The organism is Leisingera sp. (genome assembly GCF_982940295.1).
In genome coordinates, this window is sequence record NZ_CEYXRG010000004.1 from 85501 (window position 1) to 105048 (window position 19548).

The window sequence follows — 19548 nt, forward strand, 5'->3', positions numbered from 1 at the left end:
CCCCCTTGAACCTTTCGGCGCGGTCCCTATAACGCAGGACAATTTGGGCGCACGATGGCGCCCCTGATTCAAAGCTGCCCGCGCGTCAACCAAAGGAATATGGCCATGCCCAAAAGAACCGACATCCAGTCGATCATGATCATCGGAGCCGGTCCGATCGTCATCGGGCAGGCCTGCGAGTTTGACTACTCCGGCGCCCAGGCCTGTAAAGCGCTGCGCGAAGAAGGCTACCGCGTCATTCTGGTGAACTCCAACCCGGCCACCATCATGACCGACCCGGGCCTGGCCGACGCCACCTATATCGAGCCGATCACCCCGGAAGTGGTTGCCAAGATCATCGAGAAAGAACGCCCCGACGCGCTGCTGCCGACCATGGGCGGGCAGACCGGCCTCAACACCTCGCTGGCGCTGGAAGAGATGGGCGTGCTGGAGAAATTCGGCGTTGAGATGATCGGCGCCAAGCGCGACGCCATTGAGATGGCCGAAGACCGCAAGCTGTTCCGCGAAGCGATGGACCGCCTGGGCATTGAGAACCCCAAGGCCACCATCGTCACCGCGCCCAAGCGGGAAAACGGCACCGCCGACCTGGAGGAAGGCGTCCGCATCGCACTGGAAGCGCTGGATGAAATCGGCCTGCCCGCAATCATCCGCCCCGCCTTCACCCTCGGCGGCACCGGCGGCGGCGTAGCGTACAACCGCGACGACTACATCCATTTCTGCCGGTCCGGCATGGATGCCTCGCCGGTGAACCAGATCCTGGTGGATGAAAGCCTGCTGGGCTGGAAGGAATACGAGATGGAAGTGGTCCGCGACAAGGCGGACAACGCGATCATCGTCTGCTCCATCGAAAACGTCGATCCGATGGGCGTCCACACCGGCGACTCGATCACCGTGGCGCCGGCCCTGACGCTGACCGACAAAGAATACCAGATCATGCGCACCCACTCGATCAACGTGCTGCGCGAGATCGGCGTGGAAACCGGCGGTTCCAACGTGCAATGGGCGGTGAACCCCGCCGACGGCCGCATGGTGGTGATCGAGATGAACCCGCGCGTCAGCCGCTCCTCCGCGCTGGCCTCCAAGGCAACCGGCTTCCCGATTGCCAAGATCGCGGCCAAGCTGGCGGTCGGCTACACGCTGGACGAGCTGGACAACGACATCACCAAGGTGACCCCGGCGTCGTTTGAGCCGACCATCGACTATGTTGTCACCAAGATCCCGAAATTCGCGTTCGAGAAGTTCCCGGGTTCCGAACCGTACCTGACCACCGCAATGAAATCGGTGGGTGAGGCGATGGCCATCGGCCGCACCATCCATGAATCGCTGCAAAAGGCGCTGGCCTCGATGGAATCGGGCCTCACCGGGTTTGACGAGGTGATGATCGACGGCGTCGGCGCCGGCCCGTGGGAACCCGCAGGCGACACCGCCGCGGTGATCAAGGCCATCGGCCAGCAGACCCCCGACCGGATGCGCACCATTGCCCAGGCAATGCGCCACGGCCTGTCTGATGACGAAATCCACGCGGTCACCAAGTTCGACCCCTGGTTCCTGGCCCGCATCCGCGAAATCGTCGAGGCCGAGGCTGAAATCCGCGAAGGCGGCCTGCCGTCTGATGAGGCGGGCCTGCGCGCGCTGAAAATGCTGGGCTTCACCGACGCCCGCCTCGCCAAGCTGACCGGCCAGAAAGAAGCTGACGTCCGCAAGGCCCGCCGCGCGGCCGGCGTCAACGCCGTGTTCAAGCGGATCGACACCTGCGCCGCCGAATTCGAGGCGCAGACCCCCTATATGTACTCGACCTACGAGACCCCGGCATTTGGCGACGTCGAATGCGAGGCCCGCCCCTCGGACAAGAAGAAAGTCGTCATCCTCGGCGGCGGCCCCAACCGGATCGGCCAGGGCATCGAGTTCGACTACTGCTGCTGCCACGCCTGCTTTGCGCTGACCGATGCGGGCTATGAAACCATCATGATCAACTGCAACCCGGAAACGGTGTCGACCGACTATGACACTTCGGACCGGCTGTATTTCGAACCGCTGACGTTCGAGCACGTGATGGAGATCCTGCGGGTCGAGCAGGACAACGGCACCCTGCACGGCGTCATCGTGCAGTTCGGCGGCCAGACCCCGCTGAAACTGGCGAACGCGCTGGAAGAGGAAGGCATCCCGATCCTGGGCACCTCCCCCGACGCCATCGACCTGGCCGAAGACCGCGAGCGCTTCCAGGCGCTGGTCAACAAGCTGGGCCTCAAGCAGCCCAAGAACGGCATCGCTTCCACCGACGAACAGGCGCTGGAAATCGCAGGCGAAATCGGCTTCCCGCTGGTGATCCGCCCGTCCTACGTTCTGGGCGGCCGCGCGATGGAAATCGTCCGCGACATGGACCAGTTGAAACGCTACATCGCCGAGGCGGTGGTGGTTTCCGGCGACAGCCCGGTTCTGCTGGACAGCTACCTGGCCGGCGCGGTTGAGCTGGACGTGGACGCGCTCTGCGACGGCAAAGACGTGCACGTCACCGGCATCATGCAGCACATCGAGGAAGCCGGTGTGCACTCCGGCGACTCTGCCTGCTCGCTGCCGCCCTACTCGCTTGAGAAGGACATGATCGAGCAGATCAAGGTCCAGACCAACGCCCTGGCGCTGGCACTCAACGTGGTCGGCCTGATGAACGTGCAGTTCGCGATCAAGGACGGCGAGATCTACCTCATCGAGGTGAACCCGCGCGCCTCGCGCACCGTGCCGTTTGTCGCCAAGGCCACCGACAGCGCCATCGCCTCCATCGCCGCCCGCGTGATGGCAGGTGAGCCGCTGTCGAACTTCCCGCTGCGCCCGCCCTACGGACCGGATGCAGGCTATGACGTCAACACCCCGATCGCCGACCCGATGACCCTGGCCGACCCGGACATGCCCTGGTTCTCGGTCAAGGAAGCGGTGCTGCCGTTCGCCCGCTTCCCGGGCGTCGACACCATCCTCGGCCCGGAAATGCGCTCCACCGGCGAAGTCATGGGCTGGGACCGCTCCTTTGCCCGCGCCTTCCTCAAGGCGCAGATGGGCGCCGGCATGGTGCTGCCGTCCAAGGGCCGCGCCTTCATCTCGATCAAGGATGCCGACAAGGGCCAACTGATGCTGGAAGCGGCGCAGATCCTTGTGGAACAGGGCTTTACCCTGGTCGCAACCCGCGGCACCCGGACCTGGCTCGAAGGCCAGGGCGTGGCCTGCGAGCTGGTGAACAAGGTCTATGAGGGCCGCCCACACGTGGTCGACATGCTCAAGGACGGCGACGTCCAGCTGCTGATGAACACCACCGAAGGCGCGCAAGCTGTTGAGGACAGCAAGGAAATGCGCTCCGTCGCGCTCTATGACAAGATCCCCTACTTCACCACCGCGGCCGGCGCCAACGCGGCTGCCCGCGCGATCAAGGCCCAGGCCGAAGGGGACGTTGAGGTAAAGAGCCTGCAGGGCTGAGCAAGGCCCGACGGCTTACAGACGAACACAGCAAAGCCCCGGGAACTCCCGGGGCTTTTTCTTGCGGCGCGGGTCTGGGAGGTTCAGCCTGCCTGACGCATCAGCCTTTGCAGCGAGTGGTCCAGCGGGGCTGCCAGCGACACGCCTTTACCGCCCAGCTGCGCCTTGGAAGAAATCACCGAGACCAGCCGCGGCGCACGGCCAGGGCGTGTCTGCAGCACCGGCGAGCCGGACGCCCCGAGACCAACCCGGCACGAGGTGATCAGCGAGCTTTGGCGTGCCACCAGCACCTGGCAGGCGGTCTGCAGCCGGGGCGATCTGGCGTTGCGGTGGGAATAGGACATCACGTCCACCCGTTCCCCCCGCTCCGGGGCGCCGGCCAGCACCAGCGGGCGCACCACATCGGCGCTGATCGGCCGCTCCAGCCGCAGCACGGCAATATCGGTGCTGGTCTGGAACTGCCCGGTCCGCCCATGCTGGTATCCCGCGTGGATCGCCACCTTGGACACTCTGCGCGCGGCCTTCGACTGGCGGCCGTTAAGGCCCGCCTCAAACTCGACGCTCCGCGGATTGACCGCACGGCCGGTGCGGATGTCGTACATGCAATGCGCAGCGGTCAGCACCATGTCCGGAGCAATCAGGCTCGCTGTGCACATGCTTCGCCCGCCGATGTTCAACCGGCCCACCGCCTCCCATCCGGGGACGGACTGCACCGGCGCCCGCTGCCCGTCTGCGGCGGCAGCTCCGGCACCAAAACTCATCAACACAGCGGCGGCAATTCCTAGAAATCGTCTCATGACCCACTCCATTTTCCCACACCGGCATGGTGCGTGAGTCCTGAGGCTTGAATGCGGCTTGCTGCGGTGCCGCGCGGGCAGAAACATGGGCAGAATGCGACAGGATTAACAGAAGGTTAAAACCCGCCCCGCGTGCATCGGCCACGGTGGGGAAACCCCTTATTTTCTTAACACCTCTTTCCGGTTTTCCTAAAATGCAGGTCAAATCACTGGAAAACCTTATGGTTTTCGTTAGGAAGACAGGCGGCAATTTCCCCTGTTTTCGCGGGAAAACTGCGTTTGGCGGTAACTTCGCGGCCCAAATGCGGCACAAATGAGCCTTAACAAATGCCTAAATCCAACGTCCGGCGCGGCCCGAGTCTTTAACAGCACAGCGCGCCGTGCCGGCGGCGCAATCCGCGCATGTTCCCGCTTGTGAGAGACGCGGGCACTTGCCGCGGTTGCAACAGCAGGGCAGTGTTCGCGGCAACTGTAATACACATAGAAGGAGCCCCCGGATGCGGCTACCCCTGCTTGTCACTGCGCTGCTGATGCTCGCCGCCTGCGATGTCCCGCTGATACCGCTGATCTGACACGCAAAAAGCCCCGGCAGCAGCGCCGGGGCTTCTTTTTGACCTGGGGCAAACCTTGTCAGGGTTACTTCTGCGACACGCGCTTGTGCACCTCTTCGGCGCTTTCCACCCGTTCCGAGTAGCGGTCGACCAGATAGTCCTTGCGCCCCCGCACCAGCCAGGTGAATTTCACCAGCTCCTCCATCACGTCCACCAGACGGCGGTAGTACGGGCCTTCCGGCAGCCGCCCGCCCTCGCTGAATTCCAGCCAGGCCTTGGGGATCGAACTTTGGTTCGGGATCGTCACCATCCGCATCCAGCGGCCGAGGATGCGCATCTGATTGACCGCGTTAAAGCTTTGCGATCCGCCCGAGACCTGCATCACCGCCAGCGTCTTGCCTTGCGTGGTGCGGATGCCCCCCTGCAGCGACAGCGGCAGCCAGTCGATCTGCAGCTTCATGATGCCGGTCATCGCGCCGTGGCGCTCCGGGCTGGACCAGACCATGCCCTCGGACCAAACCGCCAGATCGCGCAGCTCCGCGACCTTGGGATGCTCCGCCGCGCCCGCATCATCGGGCAAAGGCAGGCCGGAGGGGTCAAAGATCCGCGTCTCGCAGCCCAAGGCCTGCAGCACCCGCGCCGCCTCCTCCGCCGCCTTGCGGGAATAGCTCACCTCGCGCAGGCTGCCATACAGCAGCAGGATGCGCGGCGGATGGCGCGGATCACCGGGCGCGGCCAGCGCGTCCACGTCAATCGGGTGCAATTCCCCTGCCGCAACCGCAGGCAGGCCGCTCAGATCAGGCGTTTCAGGCACTTTCTTCTTCCAGGTGCAGTTTCATGTCCAGCAGCACCTGCTGCAAAAGCACGGTTTCCCGCAAGAGCCGCTTGGCCTCATTGACGGTGATGATGCCGTCCTCGATGGCCGCCTGGTATTCGCTCATCAGCTGGGCAAACCGCTGGCTCAGCGCGATCACATCCGCATTCACCCCGCCGCTGCGGCCGGTCTCCTCGGCGGAGCCGTTGCCGTTGTAGGACAGCGTGATGTTCTTCAGGTCCGCCAGCGCAGAGGTCACATGCGGATAAGACGCCGCGCCTTCCAGCTTGGCCACCGCATCCACCGGCATGAACCGGTCCGTATGTTCGGCATTGTCCGAGTAATACCGTCCCAGCGTCGCCTTGGACTTGCCGGTAATCTGGCAGGCCGCTTCGATGCCGACATCCTTCACCAGCGCTTCGGTGTGCTTCTTCAGATACGTTCCGATTTCAGCCATATACATCCTACCTGGCTTGCCTGCCGCCCCCATGGGGAACGAACCGGTTAATTTCCCATTCCTGAGTTGTAGAGGAATTGCGATACCTTATCCATCCCTCAGGTTTTCAGGGATTTAGCGAGTGACATGGTGCGATTGGCATCTGTTGTCCGGTGCGAAGCGGGACGGGTGAGTGACGTCCCGCGGTAAGGGTAATTGGTCTGCCCGGAACTTGCGCCTTCCGGGGCTATTGGCGTTGGCCGTTACACGGGGTTTTGTTCCACCCCGGCCATGCCAGCCCCGGGGGGCCATCCCAGCTGATGCCGCTCTGCCGCTGCCGCGGAAAAACCTGCGCGAATCCGGTTTTCCCTCCGCCCCTGTGCGGGTAAACCCGCCGCCATGGCCAAGCTCTATTTCAATTACTCCACCATGAACGCGGGCAAGTCGACGGTGCTGCTGCAAGCCTCGCACAACTACCGCGAAAATCGCATGGACACCTACCTGCTGACAGCCCAGCTGGATGACCGGGCCGGCGCGGGCAGAATCGCCTCCCGCATCGGCATCGGCGAGGAGGCCGACATGTTCTCGGCCGGCGACGACCTGTACCAGCGCATCGAACAGCGTCTGGCCCGCGGCCCGGTGGCGGCCATTTTCGTGGACGAGGCGCAGTTCCTGGAGCCGGAGCAGGTCTGGCAGCTGGCCCGCGTAGTCGATGACCTGCGGGTGCCGGTGCTGGCTTATGGCCTGCGGGTGGATTTCCAGGGCAACCTGTTCCCCGGCTCCGCCACCCTGCTGGCGCTGGCGGACGAGATGCGCGAGGTGCGCACCATCTGCCACTGCGGCAAGAAGGCCACAATGGTGGTGCGCCAGGACGATCATGGCCGTGTCATGACCGAGGGCGACCAAGTTCAGATCGGCGGCAATGAGACCTATGTCTCGCTGTGCCGCCGCCACTGGCGCGAGGCCGTCGGCAGCCGCTAGAGCGCCACCGGTGCGGAACCCGGCCGGCACCGTCTGCGTTTTCCTCCTGTGCAACCTTTACTACAGGAGATCGTCATGACCGCACGGGATCCGCTCGCAGGCAAGCTGCGCTTTCACATGGCCAGCCTGGCAGGCGCCTGCATCGCAGGCGCCCTGATCATCGCTTCTTTCACCCTTGGCTACTACTCCTGGCAGTCCATTGCCGTCTGTGTCGCCGTCGCCGCCGTAACGGCCTGGCCCGCAGGCGCCTGGATGACCCGCAAGATCAAGGAGGACGACCCCGCCTGGGATCACCGCCGCGACGAGCCCCGCGATGATCCCAAGGACAGCTGACCGCCCGCGTCAGACCCGGTTCGGCAGCGCCTCTCCAGCCAAGTAAGCCGCGACATTATCCAGCGCCATATGGCCCATGTTGCTGCGCACTTCTTCTGTGGCGGTGCCCAGATGCGGCAGCAGGGTGGCGTTGTCCAGATCAATCAGCGCCTGCGGCACCTTCGGCTCGAACTCATAGACGTCCAGACCCGCCCCGCCGATGCGGTTGTTTTGCAGCGCGTCGATCAGCGCCGCCTCCTCCACCACTTCGCCGCGGGCAATGTTGATCAGATGCGCGTGGGGCTGCATCGCGTTCAGCACCTCGGCGTTGATCAGGTGATAGGTCTCCGCTCCGCCCGGAACCGCCACCACCAGGAAATCCACCTGCCCCGCCATCGCCGTCAGCCTTTCAGCGCGGTCGGCCGGGAAATCCAGATCCTTGGCGGAGCGCGCCACATAGGACACATCCATGCCGAACCCGAAGTGGCAGCGCCGCGCAATCGCCTGGCCGATGCGGCCCATGCCGGCGATACCCACGCGCTTGCCGGTCGCATGCAGGCCCAGCATCTGGGTCGGGTGCCAGCCCTCCCAAGCACCCTTGCGCAGCATCCGCTCGCCCTCGGAGGCGCGGCGCGCCGACATCAGGATCAGCGTCATCGCGATATCGGCGGTGGCATCGGTCACCGCGCCCGGCGTGTTGGTCACCTCGACACCAGCAGCGCGCGCGGCCTCCACGTCGATATGGTTGTAGCCGACCCCGAAGTTGGCCAAGAGCTTGCAGCGGGGCGTGCCCGCCTTGGCAAAGATCTCCGCCGTGAACTTGTCGCCCAGCGTCGGCACGACAATGTCGAACTCCTGGAGTGCCCGCAGCATCTCCGCCTCGCTCATCACCGCGTTGGTCTCACGGATTTCCAGATCGGCAAAGGCCTCCCGCGCCCGTGCCGTGACCGCTGCCGTCATCGGCCGCGCAATCCAGATTTTCATCTCAGTGCATCCTCCCGCCCAGCGGGACCTTTCCGTCGGGGCCCGCCAGGAATATCTCTCCGTTTTCATCCGGCAGGCCCAGAACCAGGATCTCTGACATGAACGTGCCGATCTGCCGCGGCGGGAAGTTTACGACGGCCAGAACCTGCTTGCCCACCAGCGTTTCCGGCATGTAATGCGCCGTAATCTGCGCTGAGCTCTTTTTTACGCCGATTTCGCCCCCGAAATCGACCCACAGCTTGATTGCCGGCTTGCGCGCCTCGGGAAACGGCTCCGCTCGGACCACTTCGCCGACGCGGACGTCGACCTTCAGGAAGTCGTCAAAAGTAATCTCAGCCACGCGACAGCTCCTTTGACCGCTCCGTTGCCGCCGCAACGGCGCGTTTCAGCAGCGGCGGGAAGCCGCCCTGATCATCCATCAGCACTTCCAAGGCCGCCTGTGTGGTGCCATTGGGGCTGGTCACGTTGATGCGCAGCTGACTGGGGCTGTCCTCAGCCGCCTCGGCCAGCGCACCGGCGCCGCCCACGGTTGCCTTGGCCAGTTTCATCGCCAGCTCCGCCGGCAGCCCCTGCGCCTCACCCGCGGCAGCCAGCGTCTCGATCAGGTGGAACACATAAGCCGGGCCGGAACCGCTGACGCCGGTCACCGCGTCCATCTGGCCCTCGTTTTCCAGCCGCACGGTCTGGCCGACGGCTTGCAGCAGACCCTCGGCCCGCTCCAGATCCTTGGGCGCGACGTGGGCGTTGCCGATCAGCGCCGTGATACCGCGGCCCACCGCGGCGGGCGTGTTGGGCATTGCCCGCACGATCGGGGTTTCGGCCCCCAGAACGTCCTGGAACGTCGCAATCGAGGTGCCCGCCGCCACCGAAATGAACAGCGTCTGGCCATTGCCATAGCTTTGCAGGGTGGGCAGCGCCTCGCCCATCATCTGCGGCTTCACCGCAATCAGCACGATGCCCGGCGCCTTGGGCAGCTCCGCATTCAGGTGAACGCCGGTGCCCTTCAGCCAGTCCGAAGGGTGCGGATCAATCACCCAGACCGAGGATGCGCGCAGACCGCCCTCCAGCCAGCCGGCCAGCATCGCCGATCCCATCTTGCCGCAGCCCAGCAGCACCAGCCCGCGCGCAGCGATTTCCTGCATATCCATCTTTCGCCCCTCCCCTAAATCTCAGGTTCAGGGCAAGGTTTACGCGCGCCCGTAAGCCTCTGCAATGGCGACCTGCATCGCCTCCTGCGGGCTGCGCTTGCCCCAGACCGCCAGCTGGATCGCCGGATAGTAGCGCTCCGCGTTGGCCACGGCTGCGTTCAGCATCGCGTCGATCTGCTGCGGGCTGGCCATCTGGCCGCCGGCCAGCATCAGCCCATAGCGGAACAGCATCAGCTTGTGATCCGCCCAATAGGTAAAGGAGCCTTCCCAGCACTGGTCGTTCATCTGGTTGATCAGCTCATAGAGCCGCGGCAGCTCCGCCTCCGGCGGCTCCATCTCAAAGCTGCAGACCAGCCGCAGGCATTCCTCATAGCCCGACCAGGCCAGTGTCAGCGAATAGGTGCGCCACTGCCCTTCCACCGACATCGCGATCTGGTCATCGCCCACTCTGTCAAAGTCCCAGTCGTGGTGCGACGCCAGGGTCTCGACGATGTCGATGGGATGGATGTCTTCTTCCAGGTGAAGCTCGGATAGTGCCATGATGCCACCTCTCTATTTTGCCCGGCTCACCGGGCACAGAGGCGCCCAATAGCCAGGTTTTTGTGCTACGGGCCGGGGAGGCATCCCCGCTCCCATACTAAATATGGTGGGGCTGATTTCATAATCTGGCAACCCTTTATTTGGGGATATCTGCAATAACTTGTGGACGAACTATCCACAGCCCCCAAAATGCCGGCATTTTGCAGAGGGGTGCGCGAAACGAGCGGGCGCCAGAAAAGCCCCATATATTGCGTTGCCGTCAACCGCATGCCGTGTCGCCGGCCACCGCCCGCAGCGCCGCACAGACGGCCTGCGGGGCGGCCTGCCAGCCGTACGCCCGCAGGCCAGCCTGCATCTCTCAGCGGAAGGCGGGACCGTGGGCCCAGACGGTCAGCGACCGGCGCGTGCCGCGGGTGACCGGCGTCACCTGGTGCAGCAGGAAGCTGGGAAACACCGTGCAGCTGCCCTGCACCCGGCTGGCGGCTACCACATGGGCGCCCGGCATGATTTCCAGTTCGCCGCCATCATAGGATCCCGGCTTGCTCAGCTGCACCACCAGGGTCAGCTTGCGCTTGCCCGCCACCGGCCCGTCTCCGATGTCGGAATGCCAGGTGAAATGACCGTTTTCCTCTCCCGCGTAGCTGGCCACCTGCGGGCTTTCGGCAAATTCGCGCAGATCAAAGTTGAACTGCTCCCGGTTGGCCCGGCGCACCACAGAGATCAGCCGGTCCATCACCCAGCCGGTGCCCGGCACGTCATCCAGCCACACCACGCTGGCCCGGCGCAGGTTGTGGTCGCGGGTCTGCCCCACCAGCCGCGCCTCGCTGTCCGGCTCCGCTTCCACTTTCCGTAAAATCTCTGCGCATTCCTGCGTGCTGAACGCATTGGGCACCGAATAGACCGCAACCATGCCACACTCCTCTTCAAGCAGCAGAGGCAGCATGTACTGGACAACACCTCCAGCGCTGGACGGTTTTCGACCCGGCGGACAGAAAGCGACCTGAAAATTTGCACGGCAGCCATGCACAGGACGCAAAAGAAAGCCCGCCGCAGATCCCTCTGCGGCGGGCCTCAATTCAGCGCGGGACGGGCAGCCTGCCCCGGTCCAGGGCTCAGGCCTTGTCTTTCGCCTCCAGCGCGTCCAGCCGCGCCTTCAGCGCCTCGTTTTCCTCGCGCGCCTTCTGGGCCATCGCGCGCACCGCGTCGAATTCCTCGCGGGTCACGAAATCACGGTCGGCCAGCCAGCGGTCAATCATGCCCTTCAGCGCCGTGTCCGCCTCGTCCTTGGCGCCCTGGGCCACGCCCATCGCATTGGTCATCAGCTGCGAAATATCGTCCAGGATCTTGTTGCGGGTCTGCATGTTCTTCTCCGTCTCAAGGTTGTCCTCTATATGGGCAAGCAAAGCCGCGGCGGCAAGCCGTTGACTTCCCATAACCCGCAAAGGCATTCAGTCGCACATGCAGGCCTTGATCCAATTCCCCGACCTCTCGCCCGAGATTTTCTCGATCTCCCTCGGCTCGTTCGAGTTCGCCCTGCGCTGGTACGCGCTGGCCTATATCGCTGGCATCGTCATTGCCTGGCGCCTGGCGGTGGCCGCGCTGCGCCGCCCCGCGCTTTGGCCCGCCAGCCAGCCGCCGATGCGCCCCGAACAGGTCGAGGATCTGCTGACCTGGATCATTCTCGGGGTGATCCTGGGCGGGCGCTTGGGGTTCGTGCTGTTCTACCAGCCGGCCTATTACCTGGCGAACCCTGCGGAGATCCTGAAGATCTGGCAGGGCGGCATGGCCTTTCACGGGGGGCTGATCGGCGTGGTGCTGGCCACCCTGATCTTTGCCGCGCGGCACAATATACCGAAACTGCAGATCTCCGACCTGGTCGCCCACACGGTGCCGCCGGGGCTGCTGCTGGGGCGGCTTGCGAATTTCATCAACGCGGAACTATGGGGCCGCCCGACGGACCTGCCCTGGGGTGTCGCCTTCCCCGGCCAGGCGGCGCAGGACTGCGGCCAGGCGCTGGGTGAGCTCTGCGCCCGCCACCCCTCTCAGCTCTATGAAGCCATTCTGGAGGGGCTGATCCTCGGCGCCGTGCTGCTGTACCTCGCCTGGCGGCGGGGCGCCTTCCACACCCCGGGACGGCTGTTGGGCCTGTTCCTGGCGGGCTACGGCCTGGCCCGGTTCATCGTCGAATTCTTCCGCCAGCCGGACGCGCAGTTCGTCACCCCGGGCAACCCGCTGGGGCTGGCCTGGCACATTGATGGTATCGGCCTGACCCAAGGCCAGGCGCTGTCGCTGCCGATGATCGCCATCGGGCTCTACTTCCTGATCCGCGCCCGCCACGCCGCCCGGAGCCCGGCATGAGCCTGATGGATCACCTCACCGCCCGCATCCGGGAGGACGGCCCCATCTCGGTGGCGGACTACATGGCGGAGTGCCTGCTGCACCCGCAATTCGGCTATTACACCACCCGCGACCCGCTGGGGGTTCAGGGCGACTTCACCACCGCGCCGGAGATCAGCCAGATGTTCGGCGAACTGCTGGGCCTCGCCCTGGCGCAGGCCTGGCTCGATCAGGGGTCGCCTGCCCCCTTCACGCTGGCCGAACTGGGCCCCGGCCGCGGCACCCTGATGGCCGACCTGCTGCGCGCCACACGCGGCGTGCCGGGGTTTCATGCGGCGATGGAAATCCGCCTGGTCGAGGCCTCGCCCGCCTTGCGTGCGGCGCAAGCCAAGGCGCTGGAGGGCTATGCCCCGGAATGGCTGGACAGTGTCACAGACCTGCCGGACCAGCCGCTGTTCCTGGTGGCAAACGAGTTTTTCGACGCCCTGCCCATCCGCCAGTTCCTCCGCGCGGGCAACGGCTGGAGCGAAAAGCGTATCGGCCTCAGGGACGGCGCGCTCAGCCTCGGCCTTGAGGCTCCCGCGCCGCAGCCCGCGCTGGACCACCGGCTGGAAGATACACAAGACGGCGATGTGGTCGAACTGTGCGAGGCCGCCGGCCCCGTCACCGCCGCCATCGCCGCGCGAATCGCCTCCCGCGGCGGCGCGGCGCTGATCGTGGATTACGGCGACTGGCGGGCGCTCGGGGACACCCTTCAAGCCCTGCGCGCGCATGAACCTGCCGATCCGCTGCAAACGCCGGGCGAGGCCGACCTTACCGCCCATGTGGACTTTGAAGCGCTGGCCATGGCCGCAAAAACCAATGGTTGCGGCTTCACCCGCCTCACCCCCCAAGGGGTATTCCTCGAACGGCTCGGCATCACCGGCCGCGCCCGCGCCCTCGCCGCGCCGCTGCAGGGCGAAGGTCTGGAAACCCTGATCGCCGCACATCGGCGGTTGACGCACCCGGAGGAAATGGGAAACCTGTTCAAAGTGCTCGGTCTCTACCCTTCGCAGGCCGCCCCTCCGCCAGGATTGAACCCATGACGCTTGAAATTCTGACGTCCGAACTGCTTGGCCCGGTGCGGCACGGGTTTTTCACCCGCAGGGGCGGTGCTTCTTCCGGCATCTACAAGGGCCTCAACTGCGGGCTGGGTTCGACCGATCAGCGCGAGGCGGTGCAGATCAACCGCAACCGCGTCGCAGCCGCGATGGAGGTGCCGGCAGAGCATCTGAGCGCGGTGCACCAGGTCCACAGCGCAGATGTGGCCGTTATCACTGAACCCTCGCAGGACCGCCCGCGCGCCGATGCGATGGTCACCAATGTGCCGGGCCTGGCGCTGTCGATTCTGACCGCCGACTGCCAGCCGGTGCTGTTTTCCGACCCTGAGGCCGGCGTCATCGGCGCCGCCCATGCGGGCTGGCGCGGTACCTTGGACGGGGTGCTGGAAGCCACGCTGGACGCCATGGAATCCCTCGGCGCCCGGCGCGAAAACACCGCCGCGGTGATCGGCCCGACCATCTCCCAGCGCGCCTATGAAGTCGGCCCGGAGTTCTTTGACGACTTCATGATGCAGGACGACGCCTACGCCCGTTTCTTTGCCAACGGCGAGGGCGGCCGCTACCTGTTCGACCTGCCGGGCCTGGGCCTGCACAAGCTGCGCGAGGCCGGCGCCGGCGCCGCGGAATGGACCCGCCACTGCACCTATTCCGATGCGGAGAAATTCTTCTCCTACCGCCGCGCGACCCACGCGAAAGAGGCCGACTACGGCCGCCTGATCTCCTGCATCCGGCTTTAAGCGCCCGTTAACCCGGCGAATTGTGGCGGATTTTAAGAATTTCCGCCGCAATTGCTGTCTTCGGCCGGGTAAGCCGCGCTCAAAGGGCAGAATTTTCCGTGCTAAATCAGCCGCCTACCCGTGCCCGCCCCTCCCGCCTGCCAGTCCCCGGCGCGGACGCTCATGCAGTGAAAATGCCCCGGGCTGGTCATATTCGCGGCGCAAAGATTACCCATAACGAGGTCAGAACAACACAAAACAGCCGCCGCCCCGCAGAAGGGCGGCGCTGCCGGGCGAAGGACAGACCGACCATGAAGATGAACAAGCGTTTCATTGCCTCCATCATCCGCACCGCCAAGAGCGAAACCGTGACCCTGCCCTGGGCTGCTGCACGCCAGCCTGCCGGCCAGGCGCCCAAGCGGAAACTGAGTTAACGCCGGGGACGGGTGCCCGCGCGGCGGTCAGCACTGGCGCAGCTGCGCCAGCCCGTTGCCGCCGCCCGGGCACCCAACCGGACTGGCAAAGGCCGGACCGGTCTTGACGCTTCATTAGCAGAATCGCCTTAGCACCATCCCGGCCTGCCGCTGGGTCCCGCCCGCAGCGGCAAAGGGCCGGCCGTTAACCAGTTTGCTTCAGATTCTTTGACAATTCGAATTAAATCCCGCCTTTTGGGCACATATAGATCGTTCAAGCGCGTCTGTGTTGCCGGTGGGGGCCGATGCAAACGGGCAGTTTGAAAGGAGAGGTCCGCAAATGACCATCCCCCATTCGCTGCAGAGGGCTGCAGCCAATGCCGTCGAAGCCAATGCCTTCCTGCAGGATCCGGCAGTCCTGCGCGCGGCCAACAAACCGCAGCTGCGGCGGTTCGAGGTCAGCAGCCTGCTGCCAAGCGGTGCCATCTCGGAAACCCGCCACATCGCCCCGGCGCTGCCGCTGTTCGAGGACGCCTTCTGCGCGTTTTCGCGCGGCTCGCTGGTCGAAACCAGCGCTGGCCCGGTGGCGGTCGAGGATCTGCTGCCCGGCGACGAGCTGCTGACCAGCGGCGGCGGCAGCCAGCCGCTGGTCTGGATCGGCCGCACCAGCCTGCTGCCGGCCCGGCCCGGCAGCCGCGGCCGCAGCCACCGCCTCACCAGCTTCATGGCCGACAGCCTGGGCCTGCAGAAACCGGCCTCCAGCCTGATCGCCGGCCCCGCCGCCCGGCTGCTGCGCACACCGCCGCACATGCAGAGCAGCGGCAAGGGCCCGCTGCTGACCCCCGTGGCCGAGTTCCAGGACGGCATGAGCATTTTCGAAACCGCGCCGCCGACACCGGTGGACATGTACCACCTGTGCCTGCCCCGCCATGCGGTGATCATTGCCGGCGGGCTGGAGTTTGAAACCTACCACCCCGGCCCGGATGCGCTGAAGCTGGCAAGTTATGCGATCAAGACCTTGTTCCTGAACCTGTTTGCCCATGCCGACAGCATCCAGGACTTCGGTCCGCTGGCGTATCCGCGTGCCGACAGCCAAGGCCCCGCCGCCAGCGGCACGCTGCTGTAGGCGCCATCCGGCGAACCCGGCACTTGCATACGGCAGAAGGCACGGCCCGGCACCGCCGGACCGGCCCGCCGGCCGCCGCGGCGGCAAGGGTCAGTTCATGCCGCGCACATAACGCACCAGCTGGCTGGCGTTGAACTGCTCTTCGTCGATGATGCTTTTCATCAGGTCGCCGATCGAGACGATCCCGGCCAGCTGCCCGCCTTTCAGGACCGGCAGGTGCCGGACATGCTTTTCAACCATCAGCGCCATGCAGGCTTCGGCGCTCTGCCCCGGTTCGACGCTGGTGAAATCCGTTGCCATAACATCGGCAAGCGGCGTCTTCGGAGAGGTCTTGCCCGCCAGAAAGACTTTGCGGGTATAGTGCCGCTCGGTGAAAATCCCGGCCAGGCTGCCGCCGGACATCACCAGAACGGACCCCACGTCCTCCTCCGCCATCAGCTTCAGGGCATCGACCACCATGGCCTCCGGCGGAAGCGTGTGCAGCCTCTTGTCCTTGCCATCAAGTATTTGCTGAACAGTTGCCATCGTTACACCTCCAGTCGGCGGAACAACGACCGGGTCAAACCGACATACCGGCATGCCCCGCCCCTTCAGCATCCGGCGTTTCCGCCGCCGCGTCGATGATTTGGATCAAGAAACAGTGACTTGGATCAAGAACGGTGCACCGCACCTCGGATGCGGCGCCGCAGGGCCGGCGCTGGCTCAGGCCTCTCGGGCCAGCCGCTCCTCCAGCACCTCGAACGGCACGCCCGGCTCATCCTTGGCGCCGCGGATCACCAGCGAGGTCTTGACGCTGGCCACATTCGGCGTGGTCAGCAGATCGGCGGTCAGAAAGCTCTGGAAGGTGCTGAGATCCGGGGAGACGCATTTCAGGATGAAATCCACCTCGCCGTTCAGCATGTGGCACTCGCGCACCAGCGGCCAGCTGCGGCACTTTTCCTCAAAGGCGCTCAGCTCCACCTCGGCCTGGCTCTCCAGCCCCACCATGGCAAAGACCTGCACCTCGAATCCCAGCTCGCGCGCGTTCACATCCGCATGATAGCCGTGGATCAGCCCGGCCTCCTCCAGCGCCCGCACCCGGCGCAGGCAGGGCGGTGCCGAAATGCCGACCCGCTTGGCCAGCTCGACGTTGGTCATCCGCCCATCGGCCTGAAGCTCCGACAAAATCTTGCGATCAATCGGATCTAGACGGGTTGTGACCATGCCGGAAACTCCTGTGAATTTTGCGTTTCTTATAGCACCGCCACTGGGCCGCGCAATAATGTTTCATCGCCGCGCAATATTCTTTGCACTCCGAAGGTGCAAGCCGCAATCCCGGGCGGCTTCCGCAAATCTGCATCCCGCGGCATGCAAAGGCTGGGGGTTTAAGCCAGCGGGTCCTGCCGCTATATGCATTTCCTGACGGCGGCAAGCCCGCCATGCTGCTTACGTAAGGGACGAACATGAGCGAGACGCGCCACACCAAGGTTCTGATCATCGGCTCCGGGCCTGCCGGCTACACTGCAGGGGTCTATGCCTCCCGCGCCATGCTGGAACCCATTCTGGTTCAGGGCATTGAGCCCGGCGGCCAGCTGACCACCACCACCGAAGTCGAGAACTGGCCCGGCGACACCGAGGTGCAGGGCCCCGACCTGATGGTGCGGATGCAGGAGCACGCCAAGGCGATGGGCACCGAAATCATCGGCGACATCATCACCTCGCTCGACACCTCCTCCCGCCCGTTTGTGGCCAAGGGCGACAGCGGCACCACCTACACCGCTGACGCGGTGATCCTGGCCACCGGCGCCCGCGCCAAATGGCTGGGCCTGGAGTCGGAAGAGAAGTTCAAGGGCTTCGGCGTTTCCGCCTGTGCCACCTGCGACGGCTTCTTCTACCGCGGCCAGGAGATCGTGGTGATCGGCGGCGGCAACACCGCCGTGGAAGAGGCGCTGTTCCTCACCAACTTCGCCTCCAAGGTGACCCTGATCCACCGCCGCGACGAGCTTCGCGCCGAAAAGATCCTGCAGGACCGCCTACTCAAGAACGACAAGATCGAGACCCTGTGGTTCCACACCCTCGAAGAGGTGGTGGGCACCGACAACCCGCTGGGGGTTGAGGGCGTCGTGGTCAAGAACGTGCAGACCGGCGAGCTGAAGGAAATCCCCTGCAAGGGCGTCTTTGTCGCCATCGGCCACGCCCCGGCGACCGAGCTGGTCAAGGACGTGCTGGAGCTGCACAACGGCGGCTACGTCAAGGTCAAGCCCGGCTCCACCGAGACCTCGATCCCCGGCATCTATGCCGCGGGCGACCTGACCGACCACAAGTACCGCCAGGCGGTGACCTCCGCCGGCATGGGCTGCATGGCCGCACTGGACGCCGAACGCTTCCTGGCTGAGCAGGACTAAAAAATTCACAGGGCCGCCCGGTTTTTCCGGGGGGCCCTGACGCCGCCCGCAGCCGTGGCTTCTGCCTGCTTCCCGGCACGCCTTCGCGGCTTTCGCGCGCTCCGCAGACCGCAATAGAATCTGCCTGCCCTGCGCGCGCCTTCCAAGTTCCGGTTCAGCCGGCAGGCGCACTGCGCCGGCGTCGCACGCGCCTCGCCCGCTGCTGCGTAAAAATTGCGCAACCCTATGATTAAAATAGACTTGTCAGCGCGGCCACCTCCGGCAGGCAATTGCTAAAATGCGGCTTACTTCCCGCGGCACCTTAACCCGGCGTTAGCGGTTGAGGCGCGAAACCTACTGAAAAACACCGCAACCAATTCCTTTTCTGCCGGGGGCTTTATGGCTATTCGCACCTTAAGCGCGTTCAACGCGAACGCATTCACTGTGGATGGCAGCTCCCCCTACATGTCCTCGGGCAGCTCGATCATCAACAACTCCGACACGCCCGTCGGCACGGTGTTCACCTACGATTCCAGCTACCCCATCGAACAGGTCACCCTGGAGGACACCGCAGGCAGCGCCGACATCATGGAGGATGACAAGGAATGGGGCCACAAGATCATTGATGGCGGCTCCATGGTGGCCAGCGGCACCCCGGTCGAGGCCGAATCGCACCACTACGTGCAGGAGGTCGATGCATACGGAACCCCGTTCGGCCCGGTCATCACCATCACGGTATTCTCGCAGAACGGCTACACCTCCGATGTCTGGGGCTTCTCGACCGACACGCCGCTGAAGGATGGCGCCCGCTACGAGAAAATCTCCGGCAGCAACTACGGGTCTTCGGAATACTCCAGCTTTGTGCCCTGCTTCGTATCCGGCACCACGATCTGCACCGACCAGGGCCTGCGCCCGGTGGAGCGGCTGCGCCCCGGCGACATGGTGCTGACCCGGGACAACGGGTTCCAGCCGGTGCTCTGGGCCGGCATCCGCCAGGTCGGGCGCAGCTGGATGCAGGCCTGCCCGCACCTGCAGCCGGTGCGGATCGCCGCCAACGCCTTTGGCCCCGGCCAGCCCGCGCAGGATCTGTGGGTGTCGCCGCAGCACCGGCTGCTGCTCAAGGGCGCAAACTGCCAGATGCTGTTCGGCGAGCCGGAGGTGTTCGCCGCCGCCAGCCACCTGCAGGCGCATCCCAATGTCAGCCAGCCGCAGGTGGACCGCACCACTTACGTCCACCTGCTGTTCAGCCGCCATCAGGCGGTGTTTTCCAACGGCATGTGGACCGAGAGCTTCCAGCCGGGCGCCCGCGCCCTGGGCAAGGACGCAGGCGCCACCCGGCAGGAAATCCTGGAGCTGTTCCCGGATCTGGCCCGCGATGCGGGCAGCAGCTACCCGGCCGCCCGCATGATTCTGAAACAAAACGAAAGCCGCCTGCTGGCCGCACTGCCGCACGGCTGACCAGCCTGCC

The 19548-nt window shown here is 65.0% G+C and carries 21 protein-coding genes; 10 read left to right on the forward strand and 11 right to left on the reverse strand.

The annotated features are described in order from the left end of the window. Window positions 1-105 precede the first annotated feature (105 nt). On the forward strand, window positions 106-3462 hold the full coding sequence (gene carB, locus AC4HIX_RS05215; protein ID WP_490398166.1) for a carbamoyl-phosphate synthase large subunit: 3357 nt from the start codon (window positions 106-108) through the stop codon (window positions 3460-3462). Between the two features lie 83 nt (window positions 3463-3545). On the opposite strand, the gene AC4HIX_RS05220 is transcribed toward carB, so the two are convergent. The 3 genes from AC4HIX_RS05220 to AC4HIX_RS05230 all read right to left on the reverse strand — a co-directional run bounded on the left by AC4HIX_RS05220 (window position 3546) and on the right by AC4HIX_RS05230 (window position 6081). After that, window positions 3546-4259, reverse strand: coding sequence for a trypsin-like serine peptidase (locus tag AC4HIX_RS05220; protein WP_490398167.1), 714 nt, complete (start codon window positions 4257-4259; stop codon window positions 3546-3548). Between the two features lie 636 nt (window positions 4260-4895). Then, window positions 4896-5624, reverse strand: a complete 729-nt coding sequence (gene arsH / locus AC4HIX_RS05225) for an arsenical resistance protein ArsH (protein ID WP_490398168.1) — start codon at window positions 5622-5624, stop codon at window positions 4896-4898. Beyond that, on the reverse strand, window positions 5617-6081 hold the full coding sequence (locus tag AC4HIX_RS05230; protein ID WP_475050699.1) for a hypothetical protein: 465 nt from the start codon (window positions 6079-6081) through the stop codon (window positions 5617-5619). The genes arsH and AC4HIX_RS05230 overlap by 8 nt, the downstream gene beginning before the upstream one ends. Before the next feature lie 378 nt (window positions 6082-6459). Between AC4HIX_RS05230 and AC4HIX_RS05235 the strand changes: the two genes are divergently transcribed. Beyond that, a complete protein-coding gene (locus AC4HIX_RS05235; RefSeq protein WP_490398169.1) occupies window positions 6460-7041 on the forward strand; it encodes a thymidine kinase in 582 nt (193 codons plus the stop codon). A gap of 75 nt (window positions 7042-7116) precedes the next feature. Beyond that, window positions 7117-7374 (forward strand): hypothetical protein, encoded by a 258-nt coding sequence (locus AC4HIX_RS05240; protein ID WP_490398170.1) that lies wholly within the window; start codon window positions 7117-7119, stop codon window positions 7372-7374. A gap of 9 nt (window positions 7375-7383) precedes the next feature. Here the strand turns inward: AC4HIX_RS05240 and AC4HIX_RS05245 are convergent, their stop codons facing one another. From AC4HIX_RS05245 to AC4HIX_RS05270, 6 genes are all read right to left on the reverse strand, one after another. Further along, window positions 7384-8337, reverse strand: coding sequence for a 2-hydroxyacid dehydrogenase (locus AC4HIX_RS05245; RefSeq protein WP_490398171.1), 954 nt, complete (start codon window positions 8335-8337; stop codon window positions 7384-7386). A 1-nt stretch (window position 8338) separates the two neighbouring features. After that, window positions 8339-8677, reverse strand: a complete 339-nt coding sequence (locus tag AC4HIX_RS05250; RefSeq protein WP_475050693.1) for a tRNA-binding protein — start codon at window positions 8675-8677, stop codon at window positions 8339-8341. Next, the gene (gene proC, locus AC4HIX_RS05255) at window positions 8670-9485 is read right to left on the reverse strand and encodes a pyrroline-5-carboxylate reductase (RefSeq protein WP_490398172.1); all 816 of its coding nucleotides are present in this window, start codon (window positions 9483-9485) and stop codon (window positions 8670-8672) included. The genes AC4HIX_RS05250 and proC overlap by 8 nt, the downstream gene beginning before the upstream one ends. A gap of 39 nt (window positions 9486-9524) precedes the next feature. After that, window positions 9525-10025 carry a type III secretion system chaperone family protein gene (locus AC4HIX_RS05260; protein ID WP_475050690.1) on the reverse strand — a complete coding sequence of 167 codons (501 nt, stop codon included), beginning with the start codon at window positions 10023-10025 and terminating at the stop codon, window positions 9525-9527. 358 nt (window positions 10026-10383) lie between these two features. Further along, the gene (locus tag AC4HIX_RS05265; RefSeq protein WP_475050689.1) at window positions 10384-10935 is read right to left on the reverse strand and encodes a 2OG-Fe(II) oxygenase; all 552 of its coding nucleotides are present in this window, start codon (window positions 10933-10935) and stop codon (window positions 10384-10386) included. Between the two features lie 202 nt (window positions 10936-11137). Further along, window positions 11138-11386 (reverse strand): accessory factor UbiK family protein, encoded by a 249-nt coding sequence (locus tag AC4HIX_RS05270; protein ID WP_421054680.1) that lies wholly within the window; start codon window positions 11384-11386, stop codon window positions 11138-11140. A 97-nt stretch (window positions 11387-11483) separates the two neighbouring features. Between AC4HIX_RS05270 and lgt the strand changes: the two genes are divergently transcribed. The 5 genes from lgt to AC4HIX_RS05295 all read left to right on the forward strand — a co-directional run bounded on the left by lgt (window position 11484) and on the right by AC4HIX_RS05295 (window position 15717). Further along, window positions 11484-12383 carry a prolipoprotein diacylglyceryl transferase gene (gene lgt / locus AC4HIX_RS05275; protein WP_490398173.1) on the forward strand — a complete coding sequence of 300 codons (900 nt, stop codon included), beginning with the start codon at window positions 11484-11486 and terminating at the stop codon, window positions 12381-12383. Then, on the forward strand, window positions 12380-13447 hold the full coding sequence (locus AC4HIX_RS05280) for a class I SAM-dependent methyltransferase (protein ID WP_490398174.1): 1068 nt from the start codon (window positions 12380-12382) through the stop codon (window positions 13445-13447). Before lgt ends, AC4HIX_RS05280 begins: the two co-directional genes overlap by 4 nt. Continuing rightward, window positions 13444-14199, forward strand: coding sequence for a peptidoglycan editing factor PgeF (pgeF, locus tag AC4HIX_RS05285; RefSeq protein ID WP_475050680.1), 756 nt, complete (start codon window positions 13444-13446; stop codon window positions 14197-14199). The genes AC4HIX_RS05280 and pgeF overlap by 4 nt, the downstream gene beginning before the upstream one ends. 290 nt (window positions 14200-14489) lie before the next feature. Continuing rightward, window positions 14490-14612, forward strand: coding sequence for a hypothetical protein (locus tag AC4HIX_RS05290; protein WP_490398175.1), 123 nt, complete (start codon window positions 14490-14492; stop codon window positions 14610-14612). 319 nt (window positions 14613-14931) lie between these two features. Continuing rightward, window positions 14932-15717, forward strand: a complete 786-nt coding sequence (locus tag AC4HIX_RS05295; protein WP_490398176.1) for a Hint domain-containing protein — start codon at window positions 14932-14934, stop codon at window positions 15715-15717. 90 nt (window positions 15718-15807) lie between these two features. Here the strand turns inward: AC4HIX_RS05295 and AC4HIX_RS05300 are convergent, their stop codons facing one another. Beyond that, window positions 15808-16242, reverse strand: coding sequence for a CBS domain-containing protein (locus AC4HIX_RS05300; RefSeq protein ID WP_490398177.1), 435 nt, complete (start codon window positions 16240-16242; stop codon window positions 15808-15810). A 177-nt stretch (window positions 16243-16419) separates the two neighbouring features. Beyond that, entirely contained in the window at window positions 16420-16920 is a 501-nt protein-coding gene (locus tag AC4HIX_RS05305) for an Lrp/AsnC family transcriptional regulator (RefSeq protein WP_475050671.1), read from the reverse strand. Between the two features lie 239 nt (window positions 16921-17159). Between AC4HIX_RS05305 and trxB the strand changes: the two genes are divergently transcribed. Both trxB and AC4HIX_RS05315 read left to right on the forward strand, forming a co-directional pair. Then, on the forward strand, window positions 17160-18101 hold the full coding sequence (gene trxB / locus AC4HIX_RS05310; RefSeq protein WP_475050668.1) for a thioredoxin-disulfide reductase: 942 nt from the start codon (window positions 17160-17162) through the stop codon (window positions 18099-18101). Between the two features lie 378 nt (window positions 18102-18479). After that, a complete protein-coding gene (locus AC4HIX_RS05315) occupies window positions 18480-19538 on the forward strand; it encodes a Hint domain-containing protein (RefSeq protein ID WP_490398178.1) in 1059 nt (352 codons plus the stop codon). Window positions 19539-19548 lie beyond the last annotated feature (10 nt).